This window comes from Bhargavaea cecembensis DSE10 (genome assembly GCF_000348905.1).
Classification (GTDB): domain Bacteria; phylum Bacillota; class Bacilli; order Bacillales_A; family Planococcaceae; genus Bhargavaea; species Bhargavaea cecembensis.
In genome coordinates this window covers 161,415-186,671 of the sequence record NZ_AOFT01000004.1, presented here as the reverse complement: position 1 = coordinate 186,671, position 25,257 = coordinate 161,415, and the positions used below count along the sequence as shown (strand labels likewise).

Here is a 25,257-nt window from a genome sequence, read left to right as displayed (position 1 = left end):
GTTAAAAAATGAGCGAAGCACTGGAGTATTTCAGAAAAGTTTATGACATCGTTCCGGGCTGGGTGCAGAAGATGCACGACTACAGTCCGGAGGTGCTCGATACATACACCGGCATCCGCGGGGAAATCATGCAGGACGGCGCGCTGTCCCGCAAAGAGAAGGACGTCCTGATCGCAGGCATGAACGCGGCGCGGCTGTATGCCCGGAGCATGGTGTATCACACGAAGGGGGCTGTCGATTTCGGCAGCACGGTCCCGGAAATCGTGGAGTATTTCCTGACGGCATACCTATATAAAGGCGTTCCCGCGCTTCAGACGGCGATGGAAGCGGTCCGCTATGCGCTGGAGCTGAACGGAAAAACTGCACCGGCAACGGAGGGCAAGGATGCTCTCGGTCTTCTCCGCGAAATCATCGGATGGCTGGACGGGGAAGATACGGCCTATTTGGAAGACGTACTCGCCCTGGTGGAGTCGGGTGATCAGGATGCGGTTGAGCGGAAAATCCTTGAAGACGGTTTGGTCCCGGCACGGCTGAAGCTCCTTAATATGGTTGGAAATTATATTGTCGAACTGGACGGTAAAGGAGCGGTGCCTTGGATGGAGCGCGCTCGGCAGGCGGGCGCATCCGAGGCCGAGCTGGCGGACGTCGGTTATATCTGCATTTTGACCGCCGGAATCCCGGCATGGTTTGAGCTGAGTGACTCGCTGAAGGCAGCCGCAGAAATGAAGTCGGAGGGATAAACGATGACGAAACGAAAACAGAGCTCGGCAGAAGCGCTTGAACTGGTAAAGTCCGGGGATACCATCCTCGTCGGCGGATTCGGCCTGATCGGCGCGCCGCTGACACTGATTGATGAACTGACGAAAAAGGATGTCGCCGGTCTGACGATTGTCTCCAACAACCTTGGCGAATCCGGCAAGGGTCTTGGGATCTTGCTGAATCAGGGCAAAATCAAAAAAGGCATCGGCTCGTATTTCACGAGTAACCGGGATGTCGGCGACAAGTACCAGGCGGGTGAGATCGAGCTGGAGCTGCTGCCGCAGGGAACGCTTGCCGAATCGATCCGTGCCGGCGGTGCGGGCCTCGGCGGCTATTATACGACGACCGGCGTCGGAACGGATTTGGCAAAGGGCAAGGAAGAGCGCGAAATTGACGGCGTGCCGTATATCTTTGAAAAAGCGATCCGCGGCGATGTCGCGCTGATCCGCGCGCACAAGGCGGATACGCTCGGCAACCTCGTTTATTACAAGACGGCACGGAACTTCAACCCGCTCATGGCGACGGCCGCAAAGACGGTCATCGTGGAAGTGGATGAAATCGTCGAACCGGGTGAACTGAATCCGGAAGAAGTCGTCACACCCCATCTGTTCGTCGATGTCATCATCGAGGCGAAGCAAGTGCTGACGAAGGAAGGAGTGGTGAGCGTATGACAACGATGACGAAACAGGAAATGCAGCATATGATCGCCCAGCGCGTTGCCAAGGAACTCAAAGGGCCGATGAGTGTCAACCTCGGAATCGGCATCCCGACGCTCGTCGCGGAATACATGGAAGACGATGATATTTACCTGCACACGGAAAACGGCCTGCTCGGCGTCACGGATGTAGAGGAGGAAGACATCGACCCGAACCTAGTGAATGCCGGGAAACTCCCGGTCGGCGAGGCGGTAGGCGCTGCTTACTTCAACAGCTCCGAATCATTCGCGATGATCCGCGGCGGCCATGTCGACGCGGCGATCCTCGGCGCGCTGCAGGTGGACGAGCACGGCGTGATTGCAAACTGGGCGGTTCCAGGAAAGAACATCATGGGCGTCGGCGGTGCGATGGACCTGCTTGTAGGGGCGAAGAAAGTCTACGTCACGATGACCCACACGTCCAAGGATGGCTCACCGAAACTGCTGAAGGAATGCACATATCCGATCACCTCGACACGCAGTGTGGACATGATCTTCACGGAACTTGCGGTATTCGAAGTGACGGAAGACAAGCAGCTCCGCCTGGTCGAACTGATGCCGGGTGCGACAATCGAAGAAGTACGCGAAAAGACGGAAGCGGCATTTATCGAGTGAAAAGGGGGCAGTTGAGATGATCATCCAATCGGTTCAGGTGGCGATTCTGGACCTTCCGACAATCCGTCCCCACCAGCTCGCGATGCATACGATCACCGAACAGGCGGTTGTTGTGGCGCGGGTAAGGGACACGGAGGGCCGTGAAGGCTGGTCGGAGATCGCGACCATCGGCGGCGCTTCGTACGGCGAGTCCACTCCGGAAGCGATCAAGGCGAACATCGATACGTACATCACGCCGCATGTGATCGGGCAGGACCCGATCCGCTTCGGCAAGATCATGCACGACATTTCCATCCATGTCCGCGGCAACCTGCACGCGAAAGCACTGGTCGAAAGTGCAATCGTCGACCTGGCCGCGCGCCAGCGGAACATCCCGGCGTACGAGCTGTTCGGCGGCAAGATCCACGACGGCCTGCCGGTCGCCTGGACACTGGCAAGCGGCGACACCGGCAAGGACATCGAGGAAGCCAAGGAGTACCTGCATCAGAAACGGCATAACATCTTCAAGCTGAAGATCGGCAAGGGCGACCCGATGAAAAACGTCGAGCATGTGCTTGAGATCCAGAAGGCGGTCGGCGACCGGGCAAGGCTCACGGTCGATGTGAACCAGGCGTGGGATGAAGACACGGCCAACCAGTGCATCCCGATTCTCCAGGACGGCGGCATCTCAATGATCGAGCAGCCGCTCCCTGGTTGGAACCACGAAGGGATGGCGCGTCTGGCAGACCGTTACCGGGTTCCGATCCTGGCTGATGAAGGCGCGACGTCGATCCAGGAAATCTTCCATATCGCAAAGCACCGCGCCGGCAACTCGATCGCACTCAAGATCGGCAAGACAGGCGGACTGACAGCCGTCAAGCAGGCAGCCGGTATCGCGGAAGCGGCGGGCCTCGGCCTGTATGGCGGCACGATGATCGAGTCGGACCTCGGCACGGCGATGACAGTCCAACTGTATTCGACGATGCCGCCGATGAAGTTCGGCACCGAACTGTTCGGGCCGCTTTTGTTCAAGGACTCCATCACGACAAACCGGGTCGAGTTCAGGGACTTTAACGTGATCGTTCCGGACGGTCCCGGATTCGGCGTCGAAGTTGACCATGAAAAAGTCGAACATTACTCTCGTGAAAAAGGAGTGCTTGCATGAAAAACGCAGTCATCATCGATTCCGTCCGCACGGCGATCGGCAAACTCGGCGGCTCGCTCGGCAACGTGCCGGCGAACTACCTGGCGGCTCACGTCATGGAGGCGCTGATCGAGCGGACAGGCATCGATAAAGAGATCGTGGAAGAAGTCATCCTCGGGCAGGCCAAGCAGAGCGCGGACGAGTCGAACCTTGCGCGCCTGGCGCTGCTCCGCGCGGGAATCCCGGCAAGCGTGCCGGGCTACACCGTGCACCGGCAGTGTGGATCGGGCGTCCAGGCGGTGAACTCCGCCGCACAGCAGATCGGCATGGGCCTGAGCGACGTCATCATCGCGGGCGGAGCAGAGTCGATGAGCACCGCGCCGTATTATGTGAGCGGCGTGAGATTTGGCGTGAAGGCCGGAAATACGGTCCTGAAAGACCCGAACACGGAAAGCCAGCCGGGCTCCCAGCCTTTCGAGGAATTTGGGAACCTGAATATGGGCACGACCGCTGAAAACGTGGCCGAGAAATACGGCATCACACGCGAACAGCAGGATGAATTCGCCCTGCTCAGCCAGGAACGCACCGCTGCTGCGATCCGTGAAGGCCGCTTTGAGGAGCAGATCATCCCATACGCTGTCCAGGAACGCAGGCAGACGATCGACTTCAAGACAGACGAGCATCCGAGGGAAACGAGCATTGAGAAACTCGCCAAACTGAAGCCGGTCTTCAAGGAAGGCGGCACGGTCACCGCGGGCAACGCAAGCGGCCGGAACGACGGCGCTGCAGCACTGCTTGTCACGAGCGAGGAAGCCGCCGAGCGTTACGGGCTCACACCGAAAGCCCGAATCGTCGCGCAGGCATCTTCCGGATGCTCGCCTGACCTCATGGGCATGGGACCGGTCGGCGCGACGCAGAAAGCCTTGCGCCAGGCAGGCCTCTCGGTCGCAGACCTCGATGTCATCGAGCTGAACGAAGCATTCGCCGCCCAGGCGGTCGCCTGCATCAATGAACTCGGCCTGGATATCGACAAGGTCAACCCGAACGGCGGCGCCATTGCACTCGGCCACCCGATCGGCGCGACCGGCGCGATCCTCATGACGAAGGTGCTGCATGAACTTGAGCGCACCGGCGGCCGCTACGGCCTCGTCACGCTTTGCATCGCAGGCGGCATGGGCATCGCGACGATTGTAGAGAATCTGAAGGCTTAATGAATAGACCAGGTGAGAAGACATATTGTTTTCTCACCTGGTGTTTTTTGTTGTGAGCGTCAAAGCGAGTGCGCTGAAATTTGATCTGAGTGCCTTTTAATAGAGGGCGAGTGCCCCCAAAATTGCGCCGAGTACCCCTAAATCATTACTGAGTGCCCTGCGGGGAGTAGCAAAAGGGGAAGGCACATGGAGAAGATCCGAATGACACCCGAAGAAACACTTTACCTAATATTCAGTAATTTATATACTGGATATATCAGGGATGTAAAGGGAGAGTGAGCGAGTGAACGTTGTGGTGATCGGAGCGGGCATCGTCGGCGCAAGCGCCGCCTATCATCTGAGCAGGCAGGCGGATACAGAAGTGATTCTGGTCGACAAGGAGCAGCAGGGGAAAGCGACGCTGGCGGGAGCGGGGATCATCTGTCCGTGGGTGTCCCATGCCGAGAATCCGGATTGGTACCGACTGGCCAAAGAGGGAGCAAAGTTCTATCCGGAACTGATCCGATGTCTTGAAGAGGAGGGGGAGCACCGTACCAGCTACAAGAGAGTCGGCGCGCTTTGCGTGAGCGACCGGCCGGAGGAACTGGACCGTATTGAAGAGGCGGTGAAGGCTAGGCAGGCGGATGCGCCTGAACTCGGCGAGGTCCTGCGGCTGGATGCCGAGGAGACCCGGCGCAGGTTTCCTCCATTAGATGAAGAACTGGAATCCGTCTTTGTATCGGGCGCGGCCAGGATTGACGGCCGGCTGCTGCGCGAGGCGATGGTGCGGGCTGCCCGGAAAAACGGGGCGCGCATTGTGGATGGGGAAGCGAGTCTTGTATCAGATGGGGACAAGGTGACAGGCGTTGCGGTGGGTGATGAGATCATTGATGCTGACCAAGTGATCGTCACTGCGGGCGCCTGGGTGCCGGAACTTCTGGAACCGCTCGGTGTGCAGGTGAACGTGCAGCCGCAGCGGGGGCAGATTCTTCATATTAATATGCCGGGTGAAGACACGTCTGACTGGCCTGTCGTTTTGCCGCAGAGCAGCCACTACATGCTGGCGTTTGACGATTCACGCGTGGTGGCAGGTGCGACAAGGGAGACCGGTTCCGGATTCGACTATCGGCAGACCGTCGGCGGGTTGCATGAAGTCGCGGGGGAGGCTTTGCGGATCGCTCCTGGACTCTCACAGGGTACACTAAAGGAAGTCCGGATCGGCTTCCGGCCGATGGGCGAATATTCCCTGCCGCTGCTGGGGAAGCTCGAGGAACTCGGGCAGGTCACTGTGGCAACCGGGTTGGGGCCTTCCGGTCTGACAATGGGACCTTACGTCGGCTACCTTGCTGCCTGCCTTGCAGTTGGCGAGGCGGCGGAAATGGATTTGAGTACCTATCATCCGTTGCGGGGTGCGGCGGTGAATGGGTGATGAGTTTGGGAGCGAGCGGGTTTTAGACGGCTGCTCCTATTTTTTGTCCGGAATGCAACACATGAAATGATATACTGAAAGTGAATTGATATAGAGGAAGAGGGGCTGCACCATGCTGAAAAAACTTGCTTCCGACGCGCTCGGACTGTCGGATATCGGGAAGATCATCGGGCCGGCGGACTATGACAAGACGGATGCCGATGATTACATCCGCCACGAAGACAACGAGAAAATCTATTTCCTGATTAAGACGAAGGCGGACGAGTACTGCTTTACGAATCTTGCGTTCATCCATGTGGACGGGGACACCGCAGTGTCTTCCAAGCGGACACTGAAGCGCTATGCATACTCGCAATACAAGTTCGCGGATGTCGCGCTTGAGACTGCCGGGAAAGTCGACCTTGACGTTGAGATCAAGTTCACGCTCGGCAACCAGGCCTTCAGCATCGACGTTGACAAAAAACAGCTGGACCAGCTGAAAGACCTGTACAAGGCGCTCGGCTACATCGCTGAAGTGACTCACGAAAACAGCATCCAGATGGACATGGCCACACAAAGCCTCGACCGTGCCGTCCAGGTGCTGCACAACGCACGCCCGTCCGACGTTCAGTTGGCTGACCAGTACAAGCAACTCACCGAGTTCGGCTTTGACTGGATGCAGCAGGCGCGCGCCAAGTACCATGAAAAAGACTTTGGAGCGGTATTTGAGAAGTATATTAATAATTGATGGAAGAGGAGAAGGCGGATTGGCGCCTTCTCTTTTTTGTTGGGAGCGCGCATAGAAAGGCTAGAAGCGCGCATAGAATCGCTGAAACCGCGCATAGGAACCTATGCGCGCCCAGTATGAAGGTGTAAACCGCCGCCTCGGTTGGGCACACTGGCTGAAAACAGCCGAGAGGGGCGGAGCCAGTGGAGTTCTTTCATGCACAGGAAACGCTGACCGCCATGCAGTGGATTTTGAGGGCGGTTGTTTCCTATGTCTTTCTGCTGATTGTGGTCAAGGCCATGGGGCAGCGATCGATCTCACAGTTGAGTCTGCTGGATTTTGCAGTCGCGATCACAATCGGGAATATCATCGCGCACCCCCTGTCAGATGAAGGGCTTGGCCTGAAGGGATCCATGATTACGATGATCGCTCTCGCTGTCCTTTACTCGGCGAGCGTATTTGCCGTTCTGAAATCAGGGCGCGTCCGAAACTTCGTTCTGCCCAAACCGCTTCCGCTCGTGGATAAGGGACAGCTCGTTTATCCCAACCTGAAAAAAGCCCGAATCACCATCGATTATCTGCTTTCCGAAGCGCGTAAGGCGAAGATTGAAGACCTCCAGAAACTGTCGCTGGCGCTATGGGAACCGGACGGGACGATCTCCTTTTTCGAAAGTCCGCAATATCAGGGGCCGACCCGGAGTGATTTCAATATGTCGCCCGAGCCGTTCGATTTGCCGGCGGTGGTCGTGCGGGAAGGGAAGATTGATCGGGAAGCGCTCCTGGAGAAGGGAAAGGATGAATCTTGGTTGTTGTCCGTCCTGAAAGAGGAGCACTATGTGCAGTTGCAGAATGTCCTGCTTGCGACGCTGGAGCGGAGCGGGAAAGTGAAGGTGTTTATCGGTGGTAGATAAAAAAAGCAGTGACCGCGCATAGGAATACGAGAAGCGCTCATAGAATCAACGCGAGCGCTCATAGAACTGCAATAAGCGCTCATAGAAATCTATGAGCGCTCACTATCGAGAGATATCACACTGAAATGAAACATCTGACCGCCACAGGCCAGATGTTTCATTTATTTCCCTAAAACGATGCCGCCCGCACAACTCAGTGCAAGCACCACCAGAAACACGCCTGCCAATACATAATCCCGCCCACTGACTTTAATCGGCCGGTAGAATTCCATTCTGCGTTCCCCGGTGAAACCTCTCGCTTCCATCGCGAAGGCGGCACGTTCGGCTTTCCGTACGGCTCCGGCAAGCATCGGGATCAGGAGGCGTCTGGTGCCGGTGATTCGGTGCCACCAATGCCGGTCCTGGCCGACGCCGCGGAGGCGCTGGGCCTGCCTGATCTGGGTGAGTTCGTCTTTCAGGACAGGCAGGAACTGGTAGCCGACCATCGTGCCGTAGGCGATCTTCGGCGGGACTTTCAACTGCTGCATAAGGCTCATGACGAAGGTGACCGGATTCGTGGTGAAGGCAAACAGCAGCGACAGGGTCGAGAAGGCCAAGACCCGGAAAGTCAGTGACCAGGCATGGGCCCACTGCTGGTCGGTGACTTCGATGCCGGCAAATGAGCCGATGACTTCACCGCCGGTGTCCGCTCCGAAGACGAGTGTCGTCCATAGGTATCCGACGGCACCGAGCGTGAAGGGCAGCATCATGAGCGCCCATAGCTTCCAGTTGATCCGGCTCATTGTCATCTGGAGGATGAGGATCCCGATCCAGAATAGGAGCGGTGTCCATGGGTTGAAGAAGAAGGCCATCGTGAGCATCGAGACGGTCACGATGATGAACTTCACCGACGGGTTCATGTCATGCAAAAGCCGGCTCACGGCGGTCCGCTCCTTTCGGCGGGAGAAGATGGTGTGCATTCAGCAGCGCCGGATTCTCCCATACTTCCTCGGCCATGAATTTCCCGGTCAGCCTGCCATCTTTGATCAGAATCACCGAGTCGGCAACGGCAGACGCAAACTCCATGTCATGGGTGATAATCAGGAACGTGATGCCTTCGCGCGAGCGTTCATCAATGAGTGAGAACAATTCCTGCAGGCCCGCTACGTCCTGGCCGGAGGTCGGCTCGTCCATGATGATGACCGGGCGGTTGTCGGCGAGCATGGCACCGATTGCAACGCGCCGTTTCTGGCCGTGGCTGACCGCGAACGGATGGGCATCCCAAATGGCCTTGAGCTTCAGCCGATCGGCGAGATCGTCCAGCATTTTCGTTGTGGCCAAACCCGAGAAGGAAAGTTCGTCCTGTACTGAATTCGTCAGAAACAGGAATTCCGGTGATTGGGGGACATAGCCGGTGCCCGGCGACTTGACCGTGCCGGTATGTTTGTAGATGCCGCAGAGCGCCTTGGCGAGCGTCGATTTCCCGCTCCCGTTCGGTCCTGCGATGACGGCAATTTCTCCTTCACCAATATCGAATGAAAGAAGTTCGAGCAGCTGTTTCCCGCTGATTTCAACCGACAGGTCCGAAACGGAGAGGGCAGGTTTGCCGGTCATGCCGGAGGCGCGTTTTGGGAAAACAACCGGAGCTTTTGAATCGGCGGTATGATCCCCAATCATCTGTCCGTCTGACCCGAGGACAATCTCTCGTTCGAAAAATCCTTCCCACAGATCAAGCCGGTGTTCCACCGCGATTACCGTCAGGCCGGTCTGCTTTTGAATCCCGTCCAGCCAGCGGACAAAATTCCGGGCGGTCAACGGGTCGAGGTGGGCGAGCGGTTCGTCCAGAAGGAGGACTTCGGGCTCCGCAACGAGTGCGCAGGCGGTGGCGACACGCTGTTTCTGACCGCCGGACAGGGACTGGATGACCAAATTGCGGAAATCCGTGAGTCCGGTCTGAGCGAGCACATCCACAATCCGCCGCTCCATGTCAGCGCGGGAGACCCGCAAGTTTTCCAGCGTGAAGGCAAGCTCCTCCTCGACGGTCGTCATGCAGAACTGGGAGTCGGGATCCTGGAAAACGGTCGCGATCAGCCGGTTGATTTCACCGGGGCGGTAGTCATCCGCACGTTTCCCGAACAGACGGATGTCCCCTTCGACAATGCCGTCACAGTTGAGCGGATACAACCGGTTCAGCAGGTAGAGCAAGGTGCTTTTGCCGCAGCCGCTCGGCCCGCTGATGACGACCCGCTCGCCTCGTCGGATAGTGAACGTCAGACCGTTCAGCGTGTTTACCTGGTCATCCGGAAAGCGGAATGAAACGTCAGCAAGTGAGACTACCGGTTCATGCACCGGCCCCACCCTGTTTCGTCCGCGAGATGGCATACCCGCGGAGTGCACCTGTGGCCAACAGTCCATCAGCGAGATATTTGCCGCCGATTCCGGCAATGATTGCCCCGCTCAGCAAACGCAGCGTGAACATGAGGAGCACGAACGACGGGTCGAGCGCGGCATAGCCCGAGACAAAGTAGCCGTAAACGAAGCTGAACACCGCAGCACCGGCGCCTGCTAGCATCATGACCGCCAGATTAAAGTGGCGATAGCGGGTGGCGGCAAATGCCGCTTCCGCGCCGAGCCCCTGGATGACCCCGGACAAAATCAGGCGGGGCCCGACGGCATTGCCGAGCATGACTTCAATGATGGCGGCAATCGTCTCCGGCAACACTGCGGCACCGGGCTTCCGGATGATTGCCATCGACAGGATGGAGACGATAAACCAGATGCCGAACATCCACTCATAGGCGATCGGCCCGATCAGGCCGGCCCAGATGTTGCCGAAGTGGATGGCAACGAGATACACGATACCGAATACAACCCCAAACAGGGACATGAGCACGATCTCTTTCAGCTTCCATGACTTCAACATGTCATTTCCCTCCGTGGGACGGGCTGTTGATGCTCATTGAAACAGTCATGACGAGGTGGCGGTGCTCCTCGGAGCGGGCGTTGGTGAACGTCTCCTCATAAAATTCGAACACGTCATGGATATCCCCGTGAATCCCGCTCGCGTAATGCATCGACTCATTGAAGACGCCACGTTCTTTCGCGCGCTCCACTTCACGGTAGATGACCGACATATAATCCGGATTGTTCATCGGATACAGTGCAAACTGCGATGATACATACTGCTCGGTCGTGTCGTTGTTCAGCGGCTCATCCGGCTTGTCCAGGTAGGCATCCCCCGCGGTGTCCCCCGGGCAGCCTGCGGAAAACGTCCCATTCAGCGCCACATGCACGCCGGTCTTCGCCGCGTGCAGCGCCAGCGCCTTCGCCACATTGAACACATGCACCTGCTTTCCGCGAATGACCGTTGATACATCATCTGTGTGCATCCACACCGCGGACGTATCAACCTCTTCAAGTGCCCCTTTGATGACGTCGATGAACTCATTGGTCATCGGGCTCAGCGTAAACCGGAATCCCACAATCGGACTGACTCCACACTGCAATTCTTCCATTTCTAATAACCCCCTTCTGAAAATAAACACAAAAAAAGCTGCACCCGTGAAGATGCAGCCGTAATTTCAGAACATGCCCATTAACAGAAGGGCGCCATGAAACTCGCCGCACTTCCTCACGCAGGTCCTAACCTGATCGAGTTCAAAGGGATCGGAGCAACGCTCTCATCTCAGCCCGGAACGGGCACCCCCAGTGCAATGACGGTATGCAGTTTAGTGTGTCTCGGGTACTCCCGATGCCTCCAGTGTAGAGGAAGGGGGAGAGGAAGTAAAGTGAACTTGGAGCGTAACGGGATGAAAAAAGCAAAATAGAATTATCTAAATTTACTTCAAATTTTATATTGACACTACAATTTTATTGTCTTACAATAACCAATAATCACACGAAGGATCTATAAAAGGGGTGAAGTTATCGCTGTGGTTTTAAAGAATAAGAACATCCAGTCGGGCATTTTTCTGCTTGTTGTAAGCGTTGTCATGTTCGCCGCCACGTTGAGCTTTAAGCAACTCACAACCTCACAGGTCGGACCGGCATTTATGCCCCAGATTATTTCGGTTCTCATCGGCCTGATGAGCATCGCGATCATCATCGAGGGATACCGAAAGGTGAAATACGGGACAGAGGGGGACCCGGAAGAAGAGGGGGAAGAGGATCAGGACACTGCAAAAGAGGTCTCGTACCGCCCGGTGATCCTGTCATTTGTCCTGATGGCAATCTATGTGGCCGTGATGCCTGTTGTCGGTTTTCTGATCACCACCATGCTGTATATGTTCCTGCAGATGATGATCCTATCTTCCAAGCCGGACCGTAGGTGGATGCTTTTTGCCATCGTCTCTGTTGTCGCATCCAGTGTCATCTATTATGTTTTTCGGAATGTCTTCTACATCATGCTTCCGTCAGGACTTCTATAAGGGGGTGGGAAAATGGTTGAAATGCTGATAAGCGGATTCGCTTCCATTCTCACATTAAAAGGGATTTTGCTCATCATGGGGGGTGTCATTCTCGGTCTGATATTCGGGTCGATCCCAGGTTTGACTGCAACGATGGCGATTGCCATCTGCCTTCCGATTACATTCGGAATGGATCCGATCGATGGGATGGCATTGCTGATGGGGCTGTATATTGGAGGGGTTTCCGGAGGATTAATCCCTGCTATCCTGCTTAAGCTTCCCGGGACGCCATCGTCAATCGCAACGACATTCGACGGTTATCCAATGGCTCGCAACGGAGAGGCGGGTAAAGCGTTCAGCTTTGCAATTGTTGCTTCCTTCCTTGGCGGTCTGCTGAGCATCCTGGTGCTGATCATGATTGCACCGCCGCTTGGCAAGGTGGCCTTGCGATTTGGCCCGTTTGAGTACTTTGCCATCATCATTTTTGCGCTTTCGCTAATCTCAAGCCTTTCGGGCAAGTCACTTGCGAAGGGTATGATGGCCGGACTGCTTGGAATCTCGTTTGCCATGGTGGGTGCTGCTCCGATCGATGCGTTTCCGCGTTTTACGTTCGGAAATTCAGCGATGGACGCAGGGTTTTCGCTTCTGCCTGTGCTGATCGGTCTGTTCGCTATCTCAGAAATTCTCATCAATGCAGAGAAAACAGTGAAAGACAATCTGAAAGTCAATATGAAGAAAATTAGCTACAAGGTAAGCCTGAAAGAGTATCTCGGACAAGGCTGGAATTGGCTTCGATCCAGTCTGATCGGACTTGGTATCGGAATCTTGCCCGGAATCGGCGGGGGAACCTCCAATATCCTAGCGTATGTAGCTGCTAAAAACTCATCGAAAAATCCTGAAAAGTTCGGGAAAGGGGTACCGGATGGTGTTGTAGCATCCGAATCCTCCAACAATGCAGCGATCGGGGGTGCACTCGTTCCGCTGATTTCACTCGGGATCCCGGGAGATACGGTAACAGCGCTTCTCCTCGGCGGGCTTGTGCTGCACGGACTTCAACCAGGTCCGCTGCTGATCCAGAACAATGGCGATATCGTCTATGCCATCTTTGCAGCCCTGCTCGTTGCAAACGTCTTTATGATTCTGTTCCTGTTCCTTGGTATGCGCGGTTTCGTGAAGATGCTGAGCATTCCTCAGAATATCCTAATGCCGGTCATTTTGGGACTGTGTGTAGTCGGGGCCTACGGGGAAAACGGACGAGTGTTTGATGTGGGCGCGCTCTTCTTCTTCGGTCTCTTGGGCTACCTGATGGTCAAGTACGGCTTCCCGCTGACGCCGCTTGTTCTCGGCTTTATCCTCGGACCTCTGCTTGAGACGAACCTGCGGCGCGGTCTCATGCTTTCTCAGGGGGACTTCATGCCGTTCCTTACGTCACCGATTGCAGCTGCGTTCCTGATCTTCACTGTGGGATCGATCGGACTGAAAATCTACAGCAACTGGAAGAAGAAGCGAAACGCAAGAACACAGCAGTTTGAACTCCTCGAAGGGGAACAATGATCCATCCAATATCAATTAAACAGGGGGACTACACATGAAGGGAATCTGGAAGAAAATCACGTTCGGCGCAGCAGCGATTGCACTCGCTGCAGGTCTCGGGGCTTGTGCGGAATCAGACCAGGCGGAAGGGGAATCCAATTCGTCATCCGGGTATCCGGAAAAGCCGATTGAAGTCATCGTCCCTGCGGGGGCCGGCGGGGACACTGACCTGAACACAAGGATCATGGCCAAGGCGATGGAAGACGAACTTGGCAAGCCGCTAGTCGTTACGAATGTGACGGGAGCTGGAGGAACAACAGGGACCCAAAAGGTAAAGGACGCCAAGCCTGACGGATATACGGTACTGGCATTCCATAACTCGATGCTCCTGAACAAAATCTATGGACTGGCCGATTACACCTATTCCGACCTGAAGGTTGCCGGTGTCGGTGTGCTGGACCAGTCGAACACATTCGTCGTGTCCAAAGACTCGAAGTTCAAGAATGTCGAAGAGATGATTGATTATGCGAAGGAGAACCCGAAAAAGGTGACTGTCGCGACGGAAGTCGGATCGATGACCTATATGCAGATCCTTCAGATCCAGGAAGAAACAGGCGTTGAATTTAATATTGTGGATGTCGGCGGTGCATCTGACAAGATCACTGCACTGCTGGGAGGACGTGTGGATATTGTCCCGACGTCGCTCGGCCTCGTACAGGGGTACCTGGAATCGGGTGATTTTGTCGCCCTCGGTGTCATGGCGGAAGAACGTTTGGAAGATGCCCCTGATATTCCGACCTTCCAGGAACAAGGCGTTGATCTCGTCGTCGACAAAGTCTTCCTCTGGGCATTCCCGGCGGATACACCTGATGAAATTGTCGCCACTTTCACAGAAGCAATGAGCAAAGCCGTTGAGAGTAAAGAATACCAGGAGGAAATCAAGAAATCCTGGCTGAACCCGACTTACCTGAATCCTGAGGAAGCGAGCAAGAAGCTCTCGGAAGTTGAAGCGGAATACCAGGAGCTCCACGAGCTGACTGAAGGACAGTAATTGTCCGAGGCAAAGGGAACAGAACGCCAGGCCCGGGCACGGCCGGTCTCAGACCGACCCCCGGGCCTGATCTTATGAATCTGGGGGGAAATACGATGATGCATGTTTCGGTCACGGTGAACACAGCCGACCTGTCTGATTTGGATCTCAGGCAGATGGCCCAGCTGGGCATTGACTATGTGGACTTTGGCAACGGCCAGTCATTCAAGGGAGTGAAAGAGCAGGGATTCCCTGACCTTGATGAACTTCTGAAACTGAAGAAACGGGTCCGCTCATTCGGGCTGGACATGAATCGTGTGACGCTGCCGAACATCTCCAGGCGGTTTATGGAAGGAGAGGAAGGGAGCGAACAGGAACTCGAAAACTCCTTAAATGCAGTCAGAGTGTTTGGAGAGGCCGGGATTAAAATTGTCCGCCAGCGCTTCGAGGGAGATGTCTTTAAAGGCCGCGGCCTGAGCTATGAGGCCATCCAGCGCGGTGGCGCGATTGCCCGTGGGGAGAGCATCGGTCTTCTGAAGGAGAAAGCTGAGACGCCGGGCCAGGAAGAATTGCAGAACTGGTGGAGTTCCTTCCAGCGTGCATACCGGGAAATCGTCCCGCTTGCACAGGACTACGATGTCAAGGTGGCGATGCATCCGTCCGACACGCCGCACCCGGATTCCCCGTTCGGTGGAATCGGATTGAACCGGATCATCGATGACTTTCCGAATAAAAACGTGGGCTTTGTCTATTGCATCGGAACGCGCGCCGAAGCGGGCGGTTCCTCACTCGTCATGGATGAGATCAATCATTTCGGCCGGAAGGGAAGGATCTTCCTGGTCCATTTCCGGAATGTCCGCGGCAGCCTGCCGACCGCAGGCGCATTTGAAGAAGCGCTTCTGGACGACGGGGACATGAACATGTTCAAGATCCTTCTTGAACTCAGGAAAGTCGGCTATGACGGCTGCCTGAACCCGGACCATGTGCCGACATTCGCCGGGGATGTGGCGGATCTGCACGACAGCTGGAAATTCTCAAATATCGGCTGGAAAGCTTCAAGCCTCGGATTTGCTTATTCGGTTGGCTATATCAAGGCTCTTCTAAACGCGCTGAATGAATTTGAAGGCCGGTAAGGAGGAGAATCATGACAGAGATTGCATCGGGAACGACGCCGCTATCCATCAAGATGAATGACCGGGACAATGTTGCCATCATTGCCAATGACGGAAGCCTGGCGGAGGGGACGATCCTCCAGGATGGCCTGAAACTTCTGCAAAGAATTCCTCAGGGACACAAAGTTGCGCTGAAGGATTTTGAAGCAGGGGATGAAATCATCCGCTACGGAGAAGTGATCGGTTATGCCGATCAGACGATTCCGAAGGGAAGCTGGGTACGGGAAGCGCTCGTCCGCATGCCAGAACCGCCGGCATTGGATGAGCTTCAGATCGGCGGGAATGAAAAGCCGCTCCCTCCTCTTGACGAAGACCTGACTTTCATGGGGTTTCCGAACCCGGAAGGTTCGTTCGGCACGAAAAACCTGCTCGGCATCACGACAAGCGTCCAGTGTGTCACCGGCGTGCTCGGCTATGCGGTCGAGAAGATTAGAAAAGAGCTGCTTCCGCAGTATCCGAATGTTGACGACGTGGTCGCCATCGATCATGCGTACGGATGCGGTGTCGCAATCGATGGGCTTGGTTCGGAAATTCCCATCCGGACAATCCGGAACCTGTCGAGCCATCCGAATTTCGGCGGGGAGCTGCTGATTGTCGGCCTCGGATGTGAAAAGCTGACGCTGGACCGGCTGGATGCGGGAGAGAGCGAGTCGGACGTATTGTTTCTCCAGGACCGGGCGGGCTTTTCCGAAATGATCGGCTCGATCATGGACATGGCCAGTGAGCGCCTGGAGCGGCTCAACCGGAGAAAGAGGGTGGAGGCGCCGCTGTCCAAGCTGACGGTAGGTCTCCAGTGCGGCGGCAGCGATGCGCTGTCCGGCGTAACCGCCAATCCGGCGGTCGGTCATGCTGCGGATCTGCTTGTCAGGGCCGGAGCGTCGGTCATGTTCTCGGAAGTGACGGAAGTCCGCGACGGCGTCCATCTTCTGGCGACACGCGCCGCTTCCGAAGAAGTCGGCCAGGCGCTGATCCGGGAGATGAAGTGGTATGACGACTACCTTGCAAGGGGCCACGCTGACCGCAGTGCCAATACGACGCCCGGCAACAAGCGCGGCGGCCTGTCCAATATCGTGGAAAAGTCACTCGGCTCCATCGTCAAATCCGGCACTGCTCCGATTGTCGACGTGCTCGGCCCGGGGGAGAAAGTCCGCAAAACCGGACTGAGCTTCGCAGCCACTCCGGCAGGCGACTTTGTGTGCGGCACGCTCCAGCTTGCTTCCGGGATGCACCTGGAGGTTTTCACGACCGGCCGCGGCACGCCATACAACCTGTCGATGGCACCGGTCATCAAGGTTTCGACACGGACCGGCCTTGCCGAGCAGTGGCATGACCTGATCGACGTGGATGCCGGCAAGATTGCCGATGGCAAGGCGACGATCGAAGAAGTCGGGGAAGAGATTTTCCGGACCATTATTGATGTCGCCAGCGGAAACAGAAAGACCTGGGCTGACACATGGGGCATCCGCAATGACATGGTGCTCTTTAATCCGGCACCGATTACTTAAAAACTGATTTGACAGAATCATTTTATTGTCTTACAATAAAACAAAATTACCGAAGGGTGGAAGGATAAATGGGTATCAAACGTCAGAGCCCGACCGGCATTCTCGGCTTCCCGGTCGCGCCACTCAAAGAAAATGGGGAACTGGATCTGAAAGGCCTGGAAGCGAACATCGACTTCCTGCTCGAAAGCGGACTTCAATCTGTCTTTGTTGCATGCGGAGCGGGGGAACTGCATGCGCTCACACAGGAAGAATACAAGGTGATGGTGGAGGCAGTCGTCAAGCAGGTGGACGGTCGCGTACCGGTCTACACCGGCGTCGGCGGAAACATCAGCCATGCACTGGAACAGGCGGAAATTTCCGAGGAAGCGGGAGCGGACGGATACCTGATCCTTCCTCCATATCTGATCGACCCGTCCCAGGACGGGCTGTACAACTATCTGAAGGCGATCATCGAGAGTACTGATCTGAGCGCAATCGTCTATCAGCGTGATAAGTGCATCCTGACGAAGGAAACGCTGCTCGCACTCTGCGAATTGCCGCAGCTGGTCGGGTTCAAGGACGGGGTCGGCAACATGGAATTCAATACAGAAGCCGTTCAGCTGATCGGCGACCGCCTTGAATGGATCAACGGCATGCCGCTTGCAGAAGTGACGATGGCCGCCTACTACAATCTCGGCTACCGCACGTATTCCTCGGCCATCTCGAACTACATCCCGCATATCTCGGCCAAGTACTTCGAAGCACTCCAGCAGGGGGACGGCAAGACGGTCCGTGAGCTGCATGAGGAAGTCATCCTGCCGATCCACTCCATCCGAAAGCGGAAAGAAGGCTATGCGGTGTCTCTGATCAAGGCGGGGATGAACATCGTCGGCCTGCCGGTCGGCACGACCGTCCGCCCGCCGATTGCACCGGTTGAGCCGGAGCACTACGAGGAGCTCAAAGGAATTCTGGAAAAGGCGCTTGAGAACTATCCGGTACCAGAAAAAACAGTGGAGGTGTCCTGAATGACGACAAATACGGAAACAGCGGTCCAGACCGTCCTGAACTACATCAACGGACAGTGGGTGGAATCCGATACGGGCAAGACAGCGGAAAGCCGAAACCCGGCTGATCGCGATGATATCGTCGGCCGCTTCCAGCTTTCGTCCAATAAAGACCTGGACCGTGCCGTCGAAGCGGCTGCGGAGGCACAGAAAGGCTGGAAGAAGCTGGCCGGCAGCACGCGCGGCGACCTGCTCTACAAGGCGGCGGCCATCATGGAAGAGCGCATCGACGACATCGCACGCACGATGACGCGCGAGATGGGCAAGACCTTCCCTGAAGCCAAAGGCGAGACGGCCCGCGGCATCGCGATCCTCCGCTACTACGCGGGTGAAGGCATGCGCCCGGTCGGGGATGTCATCCCGTCGTCCGACGCGGATGCGCTCATGTTCACGACGCGCACCCCGCTCGGTGTGGTCGGCGTCATCACGCCATGGAACTTTCCTGTCGCCATCCCGATCTGGAAGGCGGCTCCGGCTCTGATCTACGGCAACGCAGTGATCCTTAAACCCGCAAGCGAAGCGGCCGTAACTGCCGCAAAAGTGGTCGACTGCCTCCATGAGGCAGGAATTCCGGCAGGCGTCATCAACCTCGTGACCGGCTCCGGTTCGGTTATCGGCCAGGGCCTGGCAGAACATCCGAAAGTAAACGGCATCACGTTTACCGGATCAAACGCGGTCGGCAAGCAGCTTGGCCAGGCTGCACTTGCCAGAGGCATCAAGTACCAGCTGGAGATGGGCGGTAAGAACCCGGTCATCGTCGCGGAAGATGCGGACCTGGACCTTGCTGTGGAGGCGACGATCAGCGGCGGGCTTAAATCGACCGGCCAGAAATGTACGGCGACAAGCCGCGTGATCGTCCATGAGGCCGTCTATGAAGCATTCCGTGACAAGCTCGTGGAGAAAGTGAAGGAGATCAAAGTCGGTGACGGACTTGAAAGCGATAGCTGGATGGGCCCTTCCGTCAGTGAAGGCCAGCTGAACACAGTCCTTTCCTATGTGGAAAAGGGCAAGGAAGAAGGCGCGAAGCTTCTGTGCGGCGGCAGCCGTTCGGTGGACGGCGCAAACGCGAAAGGCTACTTTGTCGAGCCGGCGGTGTTCGATGAAGTTACCCCGGAAATGACCATTGCCCGCGAGGAGATTTTCGGACCCGTCCTCGCCCTCATGAAAGTCTCTTCCTTTGAAGAGGCGCTGGAACTGGCCAATGACTCCGAATATGGCCTGAGCGCTTCGGTATTCACGACGAATATCTCCAAGGCGCTCGCCTTCATCAATGACATGGATGCAGGCCTCGTCCGGATCAACGCGGAAAGCGCCGGCGTCGAACTCCAGGCGCCGTTCGGCGGCATGAAGCAGTCAAGCTCCCACTCCCGTGAGCAGGGGCGCGCAGCGATCGAATTCTTCACGTCGATCAAGACCGTATTCGTGAAGTAAGGAGAGAATGAGCCGGGCGCCTGCCCGGCCTTTTCTTTCGCCGCGCGCCGCATGTTCAACGGAAAGGGGGAAGGGCGTGGGCGCATTTACTGCGATACGCAAGCAGCGGAACATGCAGGCGAGGCACGGAATCCTCCTGATGCTGTTTTTCTTTTCCGCAGTCAGCTTTTCCGAGCGATCGATCCTCTCCATCGCGGGGGCGCCCATCGCGTCCGACTTGCGGATCGATGAAGTAACGATGGGCTTCCTGTTCTCGGCGTTCAGCTGGGCCTATGTGATCGGCCAGGTGCCTGGGGGGCTGATACTAGACCGGTTCGGCTCGGGAAAAGTGTACGGTACGGTGATCTTTCTGTGGACGGCAATCATCGGCCTCCACGCGCTGGCCGGATTCCTGGCACCGGTCGCCGCACTGATGAGCCTGTTTGTGCTGAGAGTACTTTGCGGGCTCATCACGGCGCCTGTTTTTCCGGCAAATGCACGGATTGTAGGGGAATGGTTTCCTCCTGAAGAGCGGGGCAGAGCCTCCTCAATCTTCAGTTCCGCCCAGTATTTTGCCGTCGTCCTGTTCGGTCCGGTCATCGGCTGGATTGCACAGGACCTCGGCTGGACCACTGTATTTTTCGTGTTCGGGATCATCGGGGCGGTTTGTGCGGCACTGTGGGTGAATCTGTACCGTGAGCCGGAAGGAAGATCGGAGAGGAAAAACGAATCTGATCATCAGGCGATTAAATCGGAAATGCGGCAGGCGAAGATGCGATGGAAGGATCGGCCGATCATCCGGCTGCTGACGACCCGGATGACGCTCGGCATCTACATCGGGCAGTACTGTGTTACGGGGATCACCTACTTTTTCATGACCTGGTTTCCGGTTTATCTGGTCAGCGAAAAAGGACTGTCGGTCCTGGAGGTCGGCCTGGTATCGACCATCCCGGCACTTGCCGCGTTTTTCGGCCAGCTCGGCGGTGGCCGCTTTTCGGACAGTCTGGTGGAAAAGGGAATATCGGTATCGAAGGCGAGGAAAATCCCGATCATCATCGGGATGCTTTGCTCGATGACCATCATCTTCGCCAATCTGGCAGAGTCGACTGTCCTTTTGGTCGCCATCATGTCCTTTGCCTTCTTCGGCAGGGGGTTCGGCGGGATGGGCTGGGCGATCGTCGCGGAAACATCCAATCCGAAAATTGCAGGCCTGAACGGCGGTCTCTTTAATATGTTCGGCAATACAGCAGGCATCATCACACCGGTGGTCATCGGAATTCTCGTACAATGGACGGGCTCGTTCGAGTTGGCCCTCCTTTATGTGGGCATCCACGCTGCATTGGCCATTCTCTGTTATGTGTTTTTCGTGGGAGAGATCAAACAAATTCCAATGGATCAGGGGGCGATTACATGAAAACGGCAGTTGAGGAAGCGAAAAAGACAGAAACACCGGTGGTCCGGAAGGTCACGGTTATCCCGGTGGCGGGAAGGGACAGCATGCTGCTGAACCTGAGCGGCGCTCATGCACCGTTCTTTACCCGGAACATCGTCTTGCTGGAAGACAGCGGCGGGAACATCGGAGCGGGTGAAGTGCCGGGCGGCGAGGCAATCAGGCAGACTCTGGAAGAGGCGGCATCCCTTGTTGAAGGGCAGCCGATCGGACGGTACAACAGTGTACTGAACCGGATCAGGAAGGCATTTGCCCATAAGGATGCCGGGGGCAGGGGCAATCAGACGTTTGACCTTCGGACCACCATCCACGCGGTGACCGCGCTGGAAGCGGCCTTCCTGGATCTGCTCGGCAAGCATCTCGGCGTACCGGTAGCTGAACTTCTTGGTGAAGGACAGCAGCGCGATAAGGTCAAGATGCTCGGCTACCTGTTTTATGTCGGGGACCGGAACAAGACAGACCTCCCATACAGTGACGGGTCGGGCGAGCAGGACGGCTGGGACCGGATCCGTCACGAGGAGGCCCTGACGCCGGAAGCGGTTGTCCGCCTTGCCGAAGCGGCTTATGACAAATATGGGTTTGAGGACTTTAAGCTGAAGGGCGGTGTCCTGCCGGGTGAGGAGGAAATCGAGGCGGTGACCGCACTGGCCAAGCGCTTCCCCGAGGCACGCATCACACTTGACCCGAACGGCGGCTGGCTATTGGAGGATGCAATCCGTCTTTGCAAGGGAATGGGTGACGTACTAGCGTACGCGGAAGATCCGTGTGGTCCTGAAGACGGATATTCGGGAAGGGAAACGATGGCCGAATTCCGCCGGGCGACAGGACTGCCGACCGCGACCAATATGATTGCGACGGACTGGCGCCAGATGGGCCATGCCATCCAGCTGCACTCAGTCGACATCCCGCTTGCGGATCCGCACTTCTGGACGATGCAGGGGTCGGTCCGGGTCGCGCAGATGTGCCACGACTGGGGCCTTACCTGGGGGTCGCACTCCAATAACCACTTTGACATTTCTCTTGCCATGTTCACGCATGTGGCAGCGGCGGCGCCTGGGGAAATCACGGCGATCGATACACACTGGATCTGGCAGGACGGCCAGCGCCTGACGAGAAATCCGTTGAAGATTAAAGGCGGTGAAGTGGCCGTACCGGAAGCCCCGGGTCTCGGTATAGACATTGATATGGATGAAATTCAAAAGGCCCATAAGCTTTATGTGGACATGAAACTCGGCCGCCGGGATGACGCCGTAGGGATGCAGTACCTGATCCCGGGGTGGACGTTTGACCCGAAAAAACCTTGCCTGGTCCGTTGATGAACGGATACATGAAACGGAAGACCGGTAAGTGCCGGCCTTCCGTTTTTTGCCTCGGCGCATAGGAAATTGTATAATGAATGAAATGAAAATTGTCGTTTTGTCAGTCAAAAGGAGAGGAGGGACAGCGATGCAGAAACCCTATCAGGTGGATACCGTAAAGCGGAATACGCTGGCCCAGCAGGTCATGGAACAGATTGTCACCCTATTGCTGAGCGGACAGTTGAAGCCCGGCGACCGGCTTCCGCCGGAGATGGAACTGATGGAGCAGCTGGATGTGAGCCGGCCGGTCGTCCGGGAAGCGCTCAGCTCGCTTGAAACGCTTGAAGTGATCACGAGAAAGCCGCGCGGCGGCACGTTCGTCAACCATAAGGTCGGGAGCAGCCCATTCCGGGCGATGCTCGCCATCTCCATCAACAATTTGCCGGCTGTCATCGAGGCCCGGATGACCCTTGAGCTCGGACTCGTTACCATTGCAGCCGAGAAAATCACTGATGAGGAACTGGAAGAACTCGCGGAAACGATTGAAAACATCCGTCGCAACCGTGATAACTACGGTGTATACGACAAGCAATTCCACCGGATCATTGCATTCAGCGCGAAAAATCCGGTTGTTGAAGGCATGATTGAATCGCTTCTGATCGCCCACGAAAAGACCGATTCGCTCATCCCATTCCGTGAGCCGGACCTCACCATTCAGTACCATGAAGCCATCTTGGAAGCGCTTAAAAAACGGGATCCTGTAGAGGCGTTCCAGAAGATGTATGATCACCTGAAGTATGTGAGAGACAAGATCCTGAACAGTGAGCTAAGGACGGAATCATGAGGCAGGGCGGATTTTCCGCCTTGCTTTCTTTTTGGCTCATTGTGCAAATGCGGAGGAGATCGGATGAAGAAACAAGTGATGATTTATAGTGCAATGCCGGATGGGTGTGTGGCGGAACTGGAAAAGCAGTTTGAAGTTGTCACGGCCGCACCGGGCAGCCCGGAATTTGAGCAGGCTCTTCCGTCTTCTTTAGGGCTGATAGGTTCTGGATTGGTGGTTGATTCTGCACTGCTTGACCGGGCCCCTTCATTGAGGATCGTCAGCAACATTTCAGCCGGGTATGACAATCTCGACATCGATGAACTGACGAATCGTGGAATCCTTGCAACGAACACACCCGATGTCCTGACCGAGACGACGGCTGATGCCATTTTCGGACTGCTCATTTCAACGGCTAGAAGGATTCCTGAACTGGACCGCTATGTAAAGGAAGGCAGCTGGACCGGAAAAATCGACAATTCACTGTTCGGAGTGGATGTCCACGGGAAAACCCTGGGAATGATCGGAATGGGGAAAATCGGACAGGCGGTTGCCGAGCGGGCGCGGTTCGGATTCCGGATGGAGATCCTTTACCATAATCGGACGAGAAAGCCTGAAGCAGAGGCGAAGTTAGATGCCGTCTATAGGGATCTGGAGGATTTATTGAGACAGTCGGACTTTGTCTGCCTGATGGCTCCGCAGACACCAGAAACCATCAGAATGATCGGGGAAAGAGAGTTCGGATTGATGAAAGAGAGCGCCATCTTCATTAATGGTTCAAGAGGGGCACTTGTTGACGAGAATGCCCTGGTTGAAGCGCTGACGTCCGGCCGAATTCTCGCTGCGGGACTGGACGTGTTCGAAAAGGAGCCGATCGGCATCAGTCATCCGCTGCTCAGCCTTCCGAATGCGGTCGCACTGCCCCATATCGGCTCCGCAACGTCGGAGACCCGATTGGAAATGGCGAGGCTGGCGATTCAGAACCTAATCGAGGGCTTGAGCGGGAAGACACCTCCATCTCTGATCAACTCTGAAGTAAAAGCTTCCCGCAATACAACAAATTCCTACGAATAATCTCCCAATCTCCGATAATTCTTCATATTGTCCGCCCTCTCTTTCTGCTTCTATAGTTAATGATAGCGGTTTCATGGGCTGGTCAAGAGCTTTAGGGGAAGCCGCAATTCGGAGTGAGGGGGCATGTTCATTTGAAGAAGAAGTTGGGTGTAACGATTGCCGTATTGATTGCGCTTTGTCTGGTCACGGTGACCTTTGTCGGGGCCAAGTCGCTGTATGAAACCAAGAAGGTGCCGAAGGGGGAGCGGCACAGCATCTCCGAGATCATCCATCCGAGCGCGAAATGGGAAAAAGTCGTCGACGGCGCGGCGGAGAGCCGCTTTATGGAAGGGATTAACTTCGACCGCAGCGGTTCGATGTGGATGGTCAGTCCGATGTCCAACGAGCTTCTGAAGGTTGAGCGGAACAAGGTGAAAACCGTGGACGAGATCCCGGGTGCCGTTGGAGCGAAGTTCCACAAGGACGGACGCCTGTTCATCACAAGTATTACGGGCAATCTGTTTGCCTATGATCCAGAGAAGAGAACAACGGAAACCGTCCTCAGCGGATACAAAGGGCTGAACGACCTGGTATTCGATGAGAAGGGCGGGCTTTACTTCACCGATCCGATCGGGTCCGATGCCCTGAATCCGACGGGCACAGTTTATTACCTGAATCCTGAGACGGAAGAAGTCGAAGTGTTTGCGGATGGCATTGCCTATCCGAATGGTGTCGCCATTTCTGCGGACGGCAATCGTGTGTACATCTCTGAGTTCGGCAAGAACCGGATTGTTTCCGCACCGTCCAAGGCTGCGGCGGCTTCCCCTGAAACTCCGTTCGTCTTTGCCCAGTTTGAAGGCGGCATCGGACCGGACGGAGTGGCTGTGGACGAAGAAGGGAATCTGTACTTCGCCCACTTCCAGGCCGGCGAGATTGCCGTCGTTGATGCAAGCGGCTTTAAATACGGAACGATCCGCTTGCCGGAAGGTGCCGGAACCTTTACCACCAACCTTGCGTTCAGGGACGGGTACCTGTATGTCACCGAATCCTCCAAGAACGAAGTCTGGCGCATCAAGGTGAAAAAAGAGGGCCTGCCGCTTTACGGCTCAAAGTAAATCCTACACTCAG

Annotated in this window: 24 protein-coding genes and 1 riboswitch; of the genes, 20 read left to right on the top strand and 4 right to left on the bottom strand. The window is 56.1% G+C overall.

From position 1 onward, the window contains the following. The first annotated feature begins 8 nt into the window (after positions 1-8). From C772_RS05655 to C772_RS05620, 8 genes are all read left to right on the top strand, one after another. Positions 9-740, top strand: coding sequence for a carboxymuconolactone decarboxylase family protein (locus C772_RS05655; RefSeq protein ID WP_008298117.1), 732 nt, complete (start codon positions 9-11; stop codon positions 738-740). Positions 741-743: 3 nt separating this feature from the next. Then, a complete protein-coding gene (locus C772_RS05650; RefSeq protein ID WP_008298115.1) occupies positions 744-1,430 on the top strand; it encodes a CoA transferase subunit A in 687 nt (228 codons plus the stop codon). Then, positions 1,427-2,068: a 3-oxoacid CoA-transferase subunit B gene (locus tag C772_RS05645; RefSeq protein WP_008298113.1), complete on the top strand. Its 642-nt coding sequence runs from the start codon at positions 1,427-1,429 to the stop codon at positions 2,066-2,068. Before C772_RS05650 ends, C772_RS05645 begins: the two co-directional genes overlap by 4 nt. Positions 2,069-2,084: 16 nt before the next feature. Further along, a complete protein-coding gene (locus C772_RS05640) occupies positions 2,085-3,212 on the top strand; it encodes a muconate cycloisomerase family protein (protein ID WP_008298112.1) in 1,128 nt (375 codons plus the stop codon). Continuing rightward, positions 3,209-4,402 (top strand): thiolase family protein, encoded by a 1,194-nt coding sequence (locus C772_RS05635; protein WP_008298110.1) that lies wholly within the window; start codon positions 3,209-3,211, stop codon positions 4,400-4,402. The genes C772_RS05640 and C772_RS05635 overlap by 4 nt, the downstream gene beginning before the upstream one ends. Before the next feature lie 283 nt (positions 4,403-4,685). Next, entirely contained in the window at positions 4,686-5,810 is a 1,125-nt protein-coding gene (locus tag C772_RS05630) for an NAD(P)/FAD-dependent oxidoreductase (RefSeq protein WP_008298108.1), read from the top strand. Between the two features lie 112 nt (positions 5,811-5,922). Further along, positions 5,923-6,537, top strand: a complete 615-nt coding sequence (locus C772_RS05625; protein WP_008298106.1) for a PH domain-containing protein — start codon at positions 5,923-5,925, stop codon at positions 6,535-6,537. A gap of 182 nt (positions 6,538-6,719) precedes the next feature. Next, complete coding sequence (locus tag C772_RS05620; protein ID WP_008298104.1) at positions 6,720-7,427, top strand: DUF421 domain-containing protein; 708 nt, start codon at positions 6,720-6,722, stop codon at positions 7,425-7,427. 161 nt (positions 7,428-7,588) lie between these two features. Here the strand turns inward: C772_RS05620 and C772_RS05615 are convergent, their stop codons facing one another. Genes C772_RS05615 through C772_RS05600 form a run of 4 tightly spaced genes read right to left on the bottom strand, consistent with a single transcriptional unit; the run spans position 7,589 to position 10,921 of the window. Next, positions 7,589-8,347, bottom strand: coding sequence for an energy-coupling factor transporter transmembrane component T family protein (locus C772_RS05615; RefSeq protein ID WP_008298102.1), 759 nt, complete (start codon positions 8,345-8,347; stop codon positions 7,589-7,591). Beyond that, positions 8,328-9,755 carry an ABC transporter ATP-binding protein gene (locus tag C772_RS05610; RefSeq protein WP_008298101.1) on the bottom strand — a complete coding sequence of 476 codons (1,428 nt, stop codon included), beginning with the start codon at positions 9,753-9,755 and terminating at the stop codon, positions 8,328-8,330. Before C772_RS05610 ends, C772_RS05615 begins: the two co-directional genes overlap by 20 nt. Then, positions 9,748-10,329, bottom strand: coding sequence for an ECF transporter S component (locus C772_RS05605; RefSeq protein WP_008298100.1), 582 nt, complete (start codon positions 10,327-10,329; stop codon positions 9,748-9,750). Before C772_RS05605 ends, C772_RS05610 begins: the two co-directional genes overlap by 8 nt. A 1-nt stretch (position 10,330) precedes the next feature. Beyond that, a complete protein-coding gene (locus C772_RS05600) occupies positions 10,331-10,921 on the bottom strand; it encodes a YkoF family thiamine/hydroxymethylpyrimidine-binding protein (RefSeq protein ID WP_008298099.1) in 591 nt (196 codons plus the stop codon). Positions 10,922-11,017: 96 nt separating this feature from the next. Continuing rightward, positions 11,018-11,123, bottom strand: a riboswitch (TPP riboswitch). 215 nt (positions 11,124-11,338) lie between these two features. On the opposite strand from C772_RS05600, the gene C772_RS05595 reads away from it, so the two are divergent. The 12 genes from C772_RS05595 (at position 11,339) to C772_RS05540 (ending at position 25,244) form a co-directional block, all read left to right on the top strand. Next, on the top strand, positions 11,339-11,833 hold the full coding sequence (locus tag C772_RS05595) for a tripartite tricarboxylate transporter TctB family protein (RefSeq protein ID WP_008298097.1): 495 nt from the start codon (positions 11,339-11,341) through the stop codon (positions 11,831-11,833). Positions 11,834-11,845: 12 nt separating this feature from the next. Next, positions 11,846-13,366, top strand: coding sequence for a tripartite tricarboxylate transporter permease (locus tag C772_RS05590; protein ID WP_008298096.1), 1,521 nt, complete (start codon positions 11,846-11,848; stop codon positions 13,364-13,366). 34 nt (positions 13,367-13,400) lie between these two features. Next, the gene (locus tag C772_RS05585) at positions 13,401-14,396 is read left to right on the top strand and encodes a tripartite tricarboxylate transporter substrate binding protein (protein ID WP_008298095.1); all 996 of its coding nucleotides are present in this window, start codon (positions 13,401-13,403) and stop codon (positions 14,394-14,396) included. A gap of 95 nt (positions 14,397-14,491) precedes the next feature. Further along, positions 14,492-15,508 (top strand): mannonate dehydratase, encoded by a 1,017-nt coding sequence (locus C772_RS05580; protein ID WP_008298094.1) that lies wholly within the window; start codon positions 14,492-14,494, stop codon positions 15,506-15,508. 8 nt (positions 15,509-15,516) lie between these two features. Then, the gene (garD, locus tag C772_RS05575; RefSeq protein ID WP_407637186.1) at positions 15,517-17,052 is read left to right on the top strand and encodes a galactarate dehydratase; all 1,536 of its coding nucleotides are present in this window, start codon (positions 15,517-15,519) and stop codon (positions 17,050-17,052) included. 68 nt (positions 17,053-17,120) lie between these two features. Continuing rightward, positions 17,121-18,056 (top strand): 5-dehydro-4-deoxyglucarate dehydratase, encoded by a 936-nt coding sequence (gene kdgD / locus C772_RS05570; protein ID WP_008298092.1) that lies wholly within the window; start codon positions 17,121-17,123, stop codon positions 18,054-18,056. After that, positions 18,057-19,526, top strand: coding sequence for an alpha-ketoglutaric semialdehyde dehydrogenase GucD (gene gucD, locus C772_RS05565; RefSeq protein WP_008298091.1), 1,470 nt, complete (start codon positions 18,057-18,059; stop codon positions 19,524-19,526). It abuts the gene before it with no gap. Positions 19,527-19,602: 76 nt separating this feature from the next. Then, positions 19,603-20,919: an MFS transporter gene (locus C772_RS05560; RefSeq protein ID WP_008298090.1), complete on the top strand. Its 1,317-nt coding sequence runs from the start codon at positions 19,603-19,605 to the stop codon at positions 20,917-20,919. Beyond that, a complete protein-coding gene (gene gudD / locus C772_RS05555) occupies positions 20,916-22,271 on the top strand; it encodes a glucarate dehydratase (RefSeq protein ID WP_008298088.1) in 1,356 nt (451 codons plus the stop codon). Before C772_RS05560 ends, gudD begins: the two co-directional genes overlap by 4 nt. A 130-nt stretch (positions 22,272-22,401) precedes the next feature. Next, entirely contained in the window at positions 22,402-23,097 is a 696-nt protein-coding gene (locus C772_RS05550) for a FadR/GntR family transcriptional regulator (RefSeq protein ID WP_008298086.1), read from the top strand. Positions 23,098-23,160: 63 nt separating this feature from the next. Next, on the top strand, positions 23,161-24,150 hold the full coding sequence (locus tag C772_RS05545) for a 2-hydroxyacid dehydrogenase (RefSeq protein WP_008298085.1): 990 nt from the start codon (positions 23,161-23,163) through the stop codon (positions 24,148-24,150). 131 nt (positions 24,151-24,281) lie between these two features. Beyond that, positions 24,282-25,244, top strand: coding sequence for an SMP-30/gluconolactonase/LRE family protein (locus C772_RS05540; RefSeq protein ID WP_008298084.1), 963 nt, complete (start codon positions 24,282-24,284; stop codon positions 25,242-25,244). The last annotated feature ends 13 nt before the right edge of the window (positions 25,245-25,257 follow it).

Bases quoted from the DNA above. Each gene is read 5' to 3' on its own strand.
- C772_RS05655 (WP_008298117.1), top strand. From the start codon at position 9: ATGAGCGAAGCACTGGAGTATTTCAGAAAAGTTTATGACATCGTTCCG.
- C772_RS05650 (WP_008298115.1), top strand. From the start codon at position 744: ATGACGAAACGAAAACAGAGCTCGGCAGAAGCGCTTGAACTGGTAAAG.
- C772_RS05645 (WP_008298113.1), top strand. From the start codon at position 1,427: ATGACAACGATGACGAAACAGGAAATGCAGCATATGATCGCCCAGCGC.
- C772_RS05640 (WP_008298112.1), top strand. From the start codon at position 2,085: ATGATCATCCAATCGGTTCAGGTGGCGATTCTGGACCTTCCGACAATC.
- C772_RS05635 (WP_008298110.1), top strand. From the start codon at position 3,209: ATGAAAAACGCAGTCATCATCGATTCCGTCCGCACGGCGATCGGCAAA.
- C772_RS05625 (WP_008298106.1), top strand. From the start codon at position 5,923: ATGCTGAAAAAACTTGCTTCCGACGCGCTCGGACTGTCGGATATCGGG.
- C772_RS05605 (WP_008298100.1), bottom strand. From the start codon at position 10,329: ATGTTGAAGTCATGGAAGCTGAAAGAGATCGTGCTCATGTCCCTGTTT.
- C772_RS05600 (WP_008298099.1), bottom strand. From the start codon at position 10,921: ATGGAAGAATTGCAGTGTGGAGTCAGTCCGATTGTGGGATTCCGGTTT.
- C772_RS05590 (WP_008298096.1), top strand. From the start codon at position 11,846: ATGGTTGAAATGCTGATAAGCGGATTCGCTTCCATTCTCACATTAAAA.
- C772_RS05585 (WP_008298095.1), top strand. From the start codon at position 13,401: ATGAAGGGAATCTGGAAGAAAATCACGTTCGGCGCAGCAGCGATTGCA.
- C772_RS05580 (WP_008298094.1), top strand. From the start codon at position 14,492: ATGATGCATGTTTCGGTCACGGTGAACACAGCCGACCTGTCTGATTTG.
- kdgD (WP_008298092.1), top strand. From the start codon at position 17,121: ATGGGTATCAAACGTCAGAGCCCGACCGGCATTCTCGGCTTCCCGGTC.
- gucD (WP_008298091.1), top strand. From the start codon at position 18,057: ATGACGACAAATACGGAAACAGCGGTCCAGACCGTCCTGAACTACATC.
- gudD (WP_008298088.1), top strand. From the start codon at position 20,916: ATGAAAACGGCAGTTGAGGAAGCGAAAAAGACAGAAACACCGGTGGTC.
- C772_RS05550 (WP_008298086.1), top strand. From the start codon at position 22,402: ATGCAGAAACCCTATCAGGTGGATACCGTAAAGCGGAATACGCTGGCC.
- C772_RS05545 (WP_008298085.1), top strand. From the start codon at position 23,161: ATGAAGAAACAAGTGATGATTTATAGTGCAATGCCGGATGGGTGTGTG.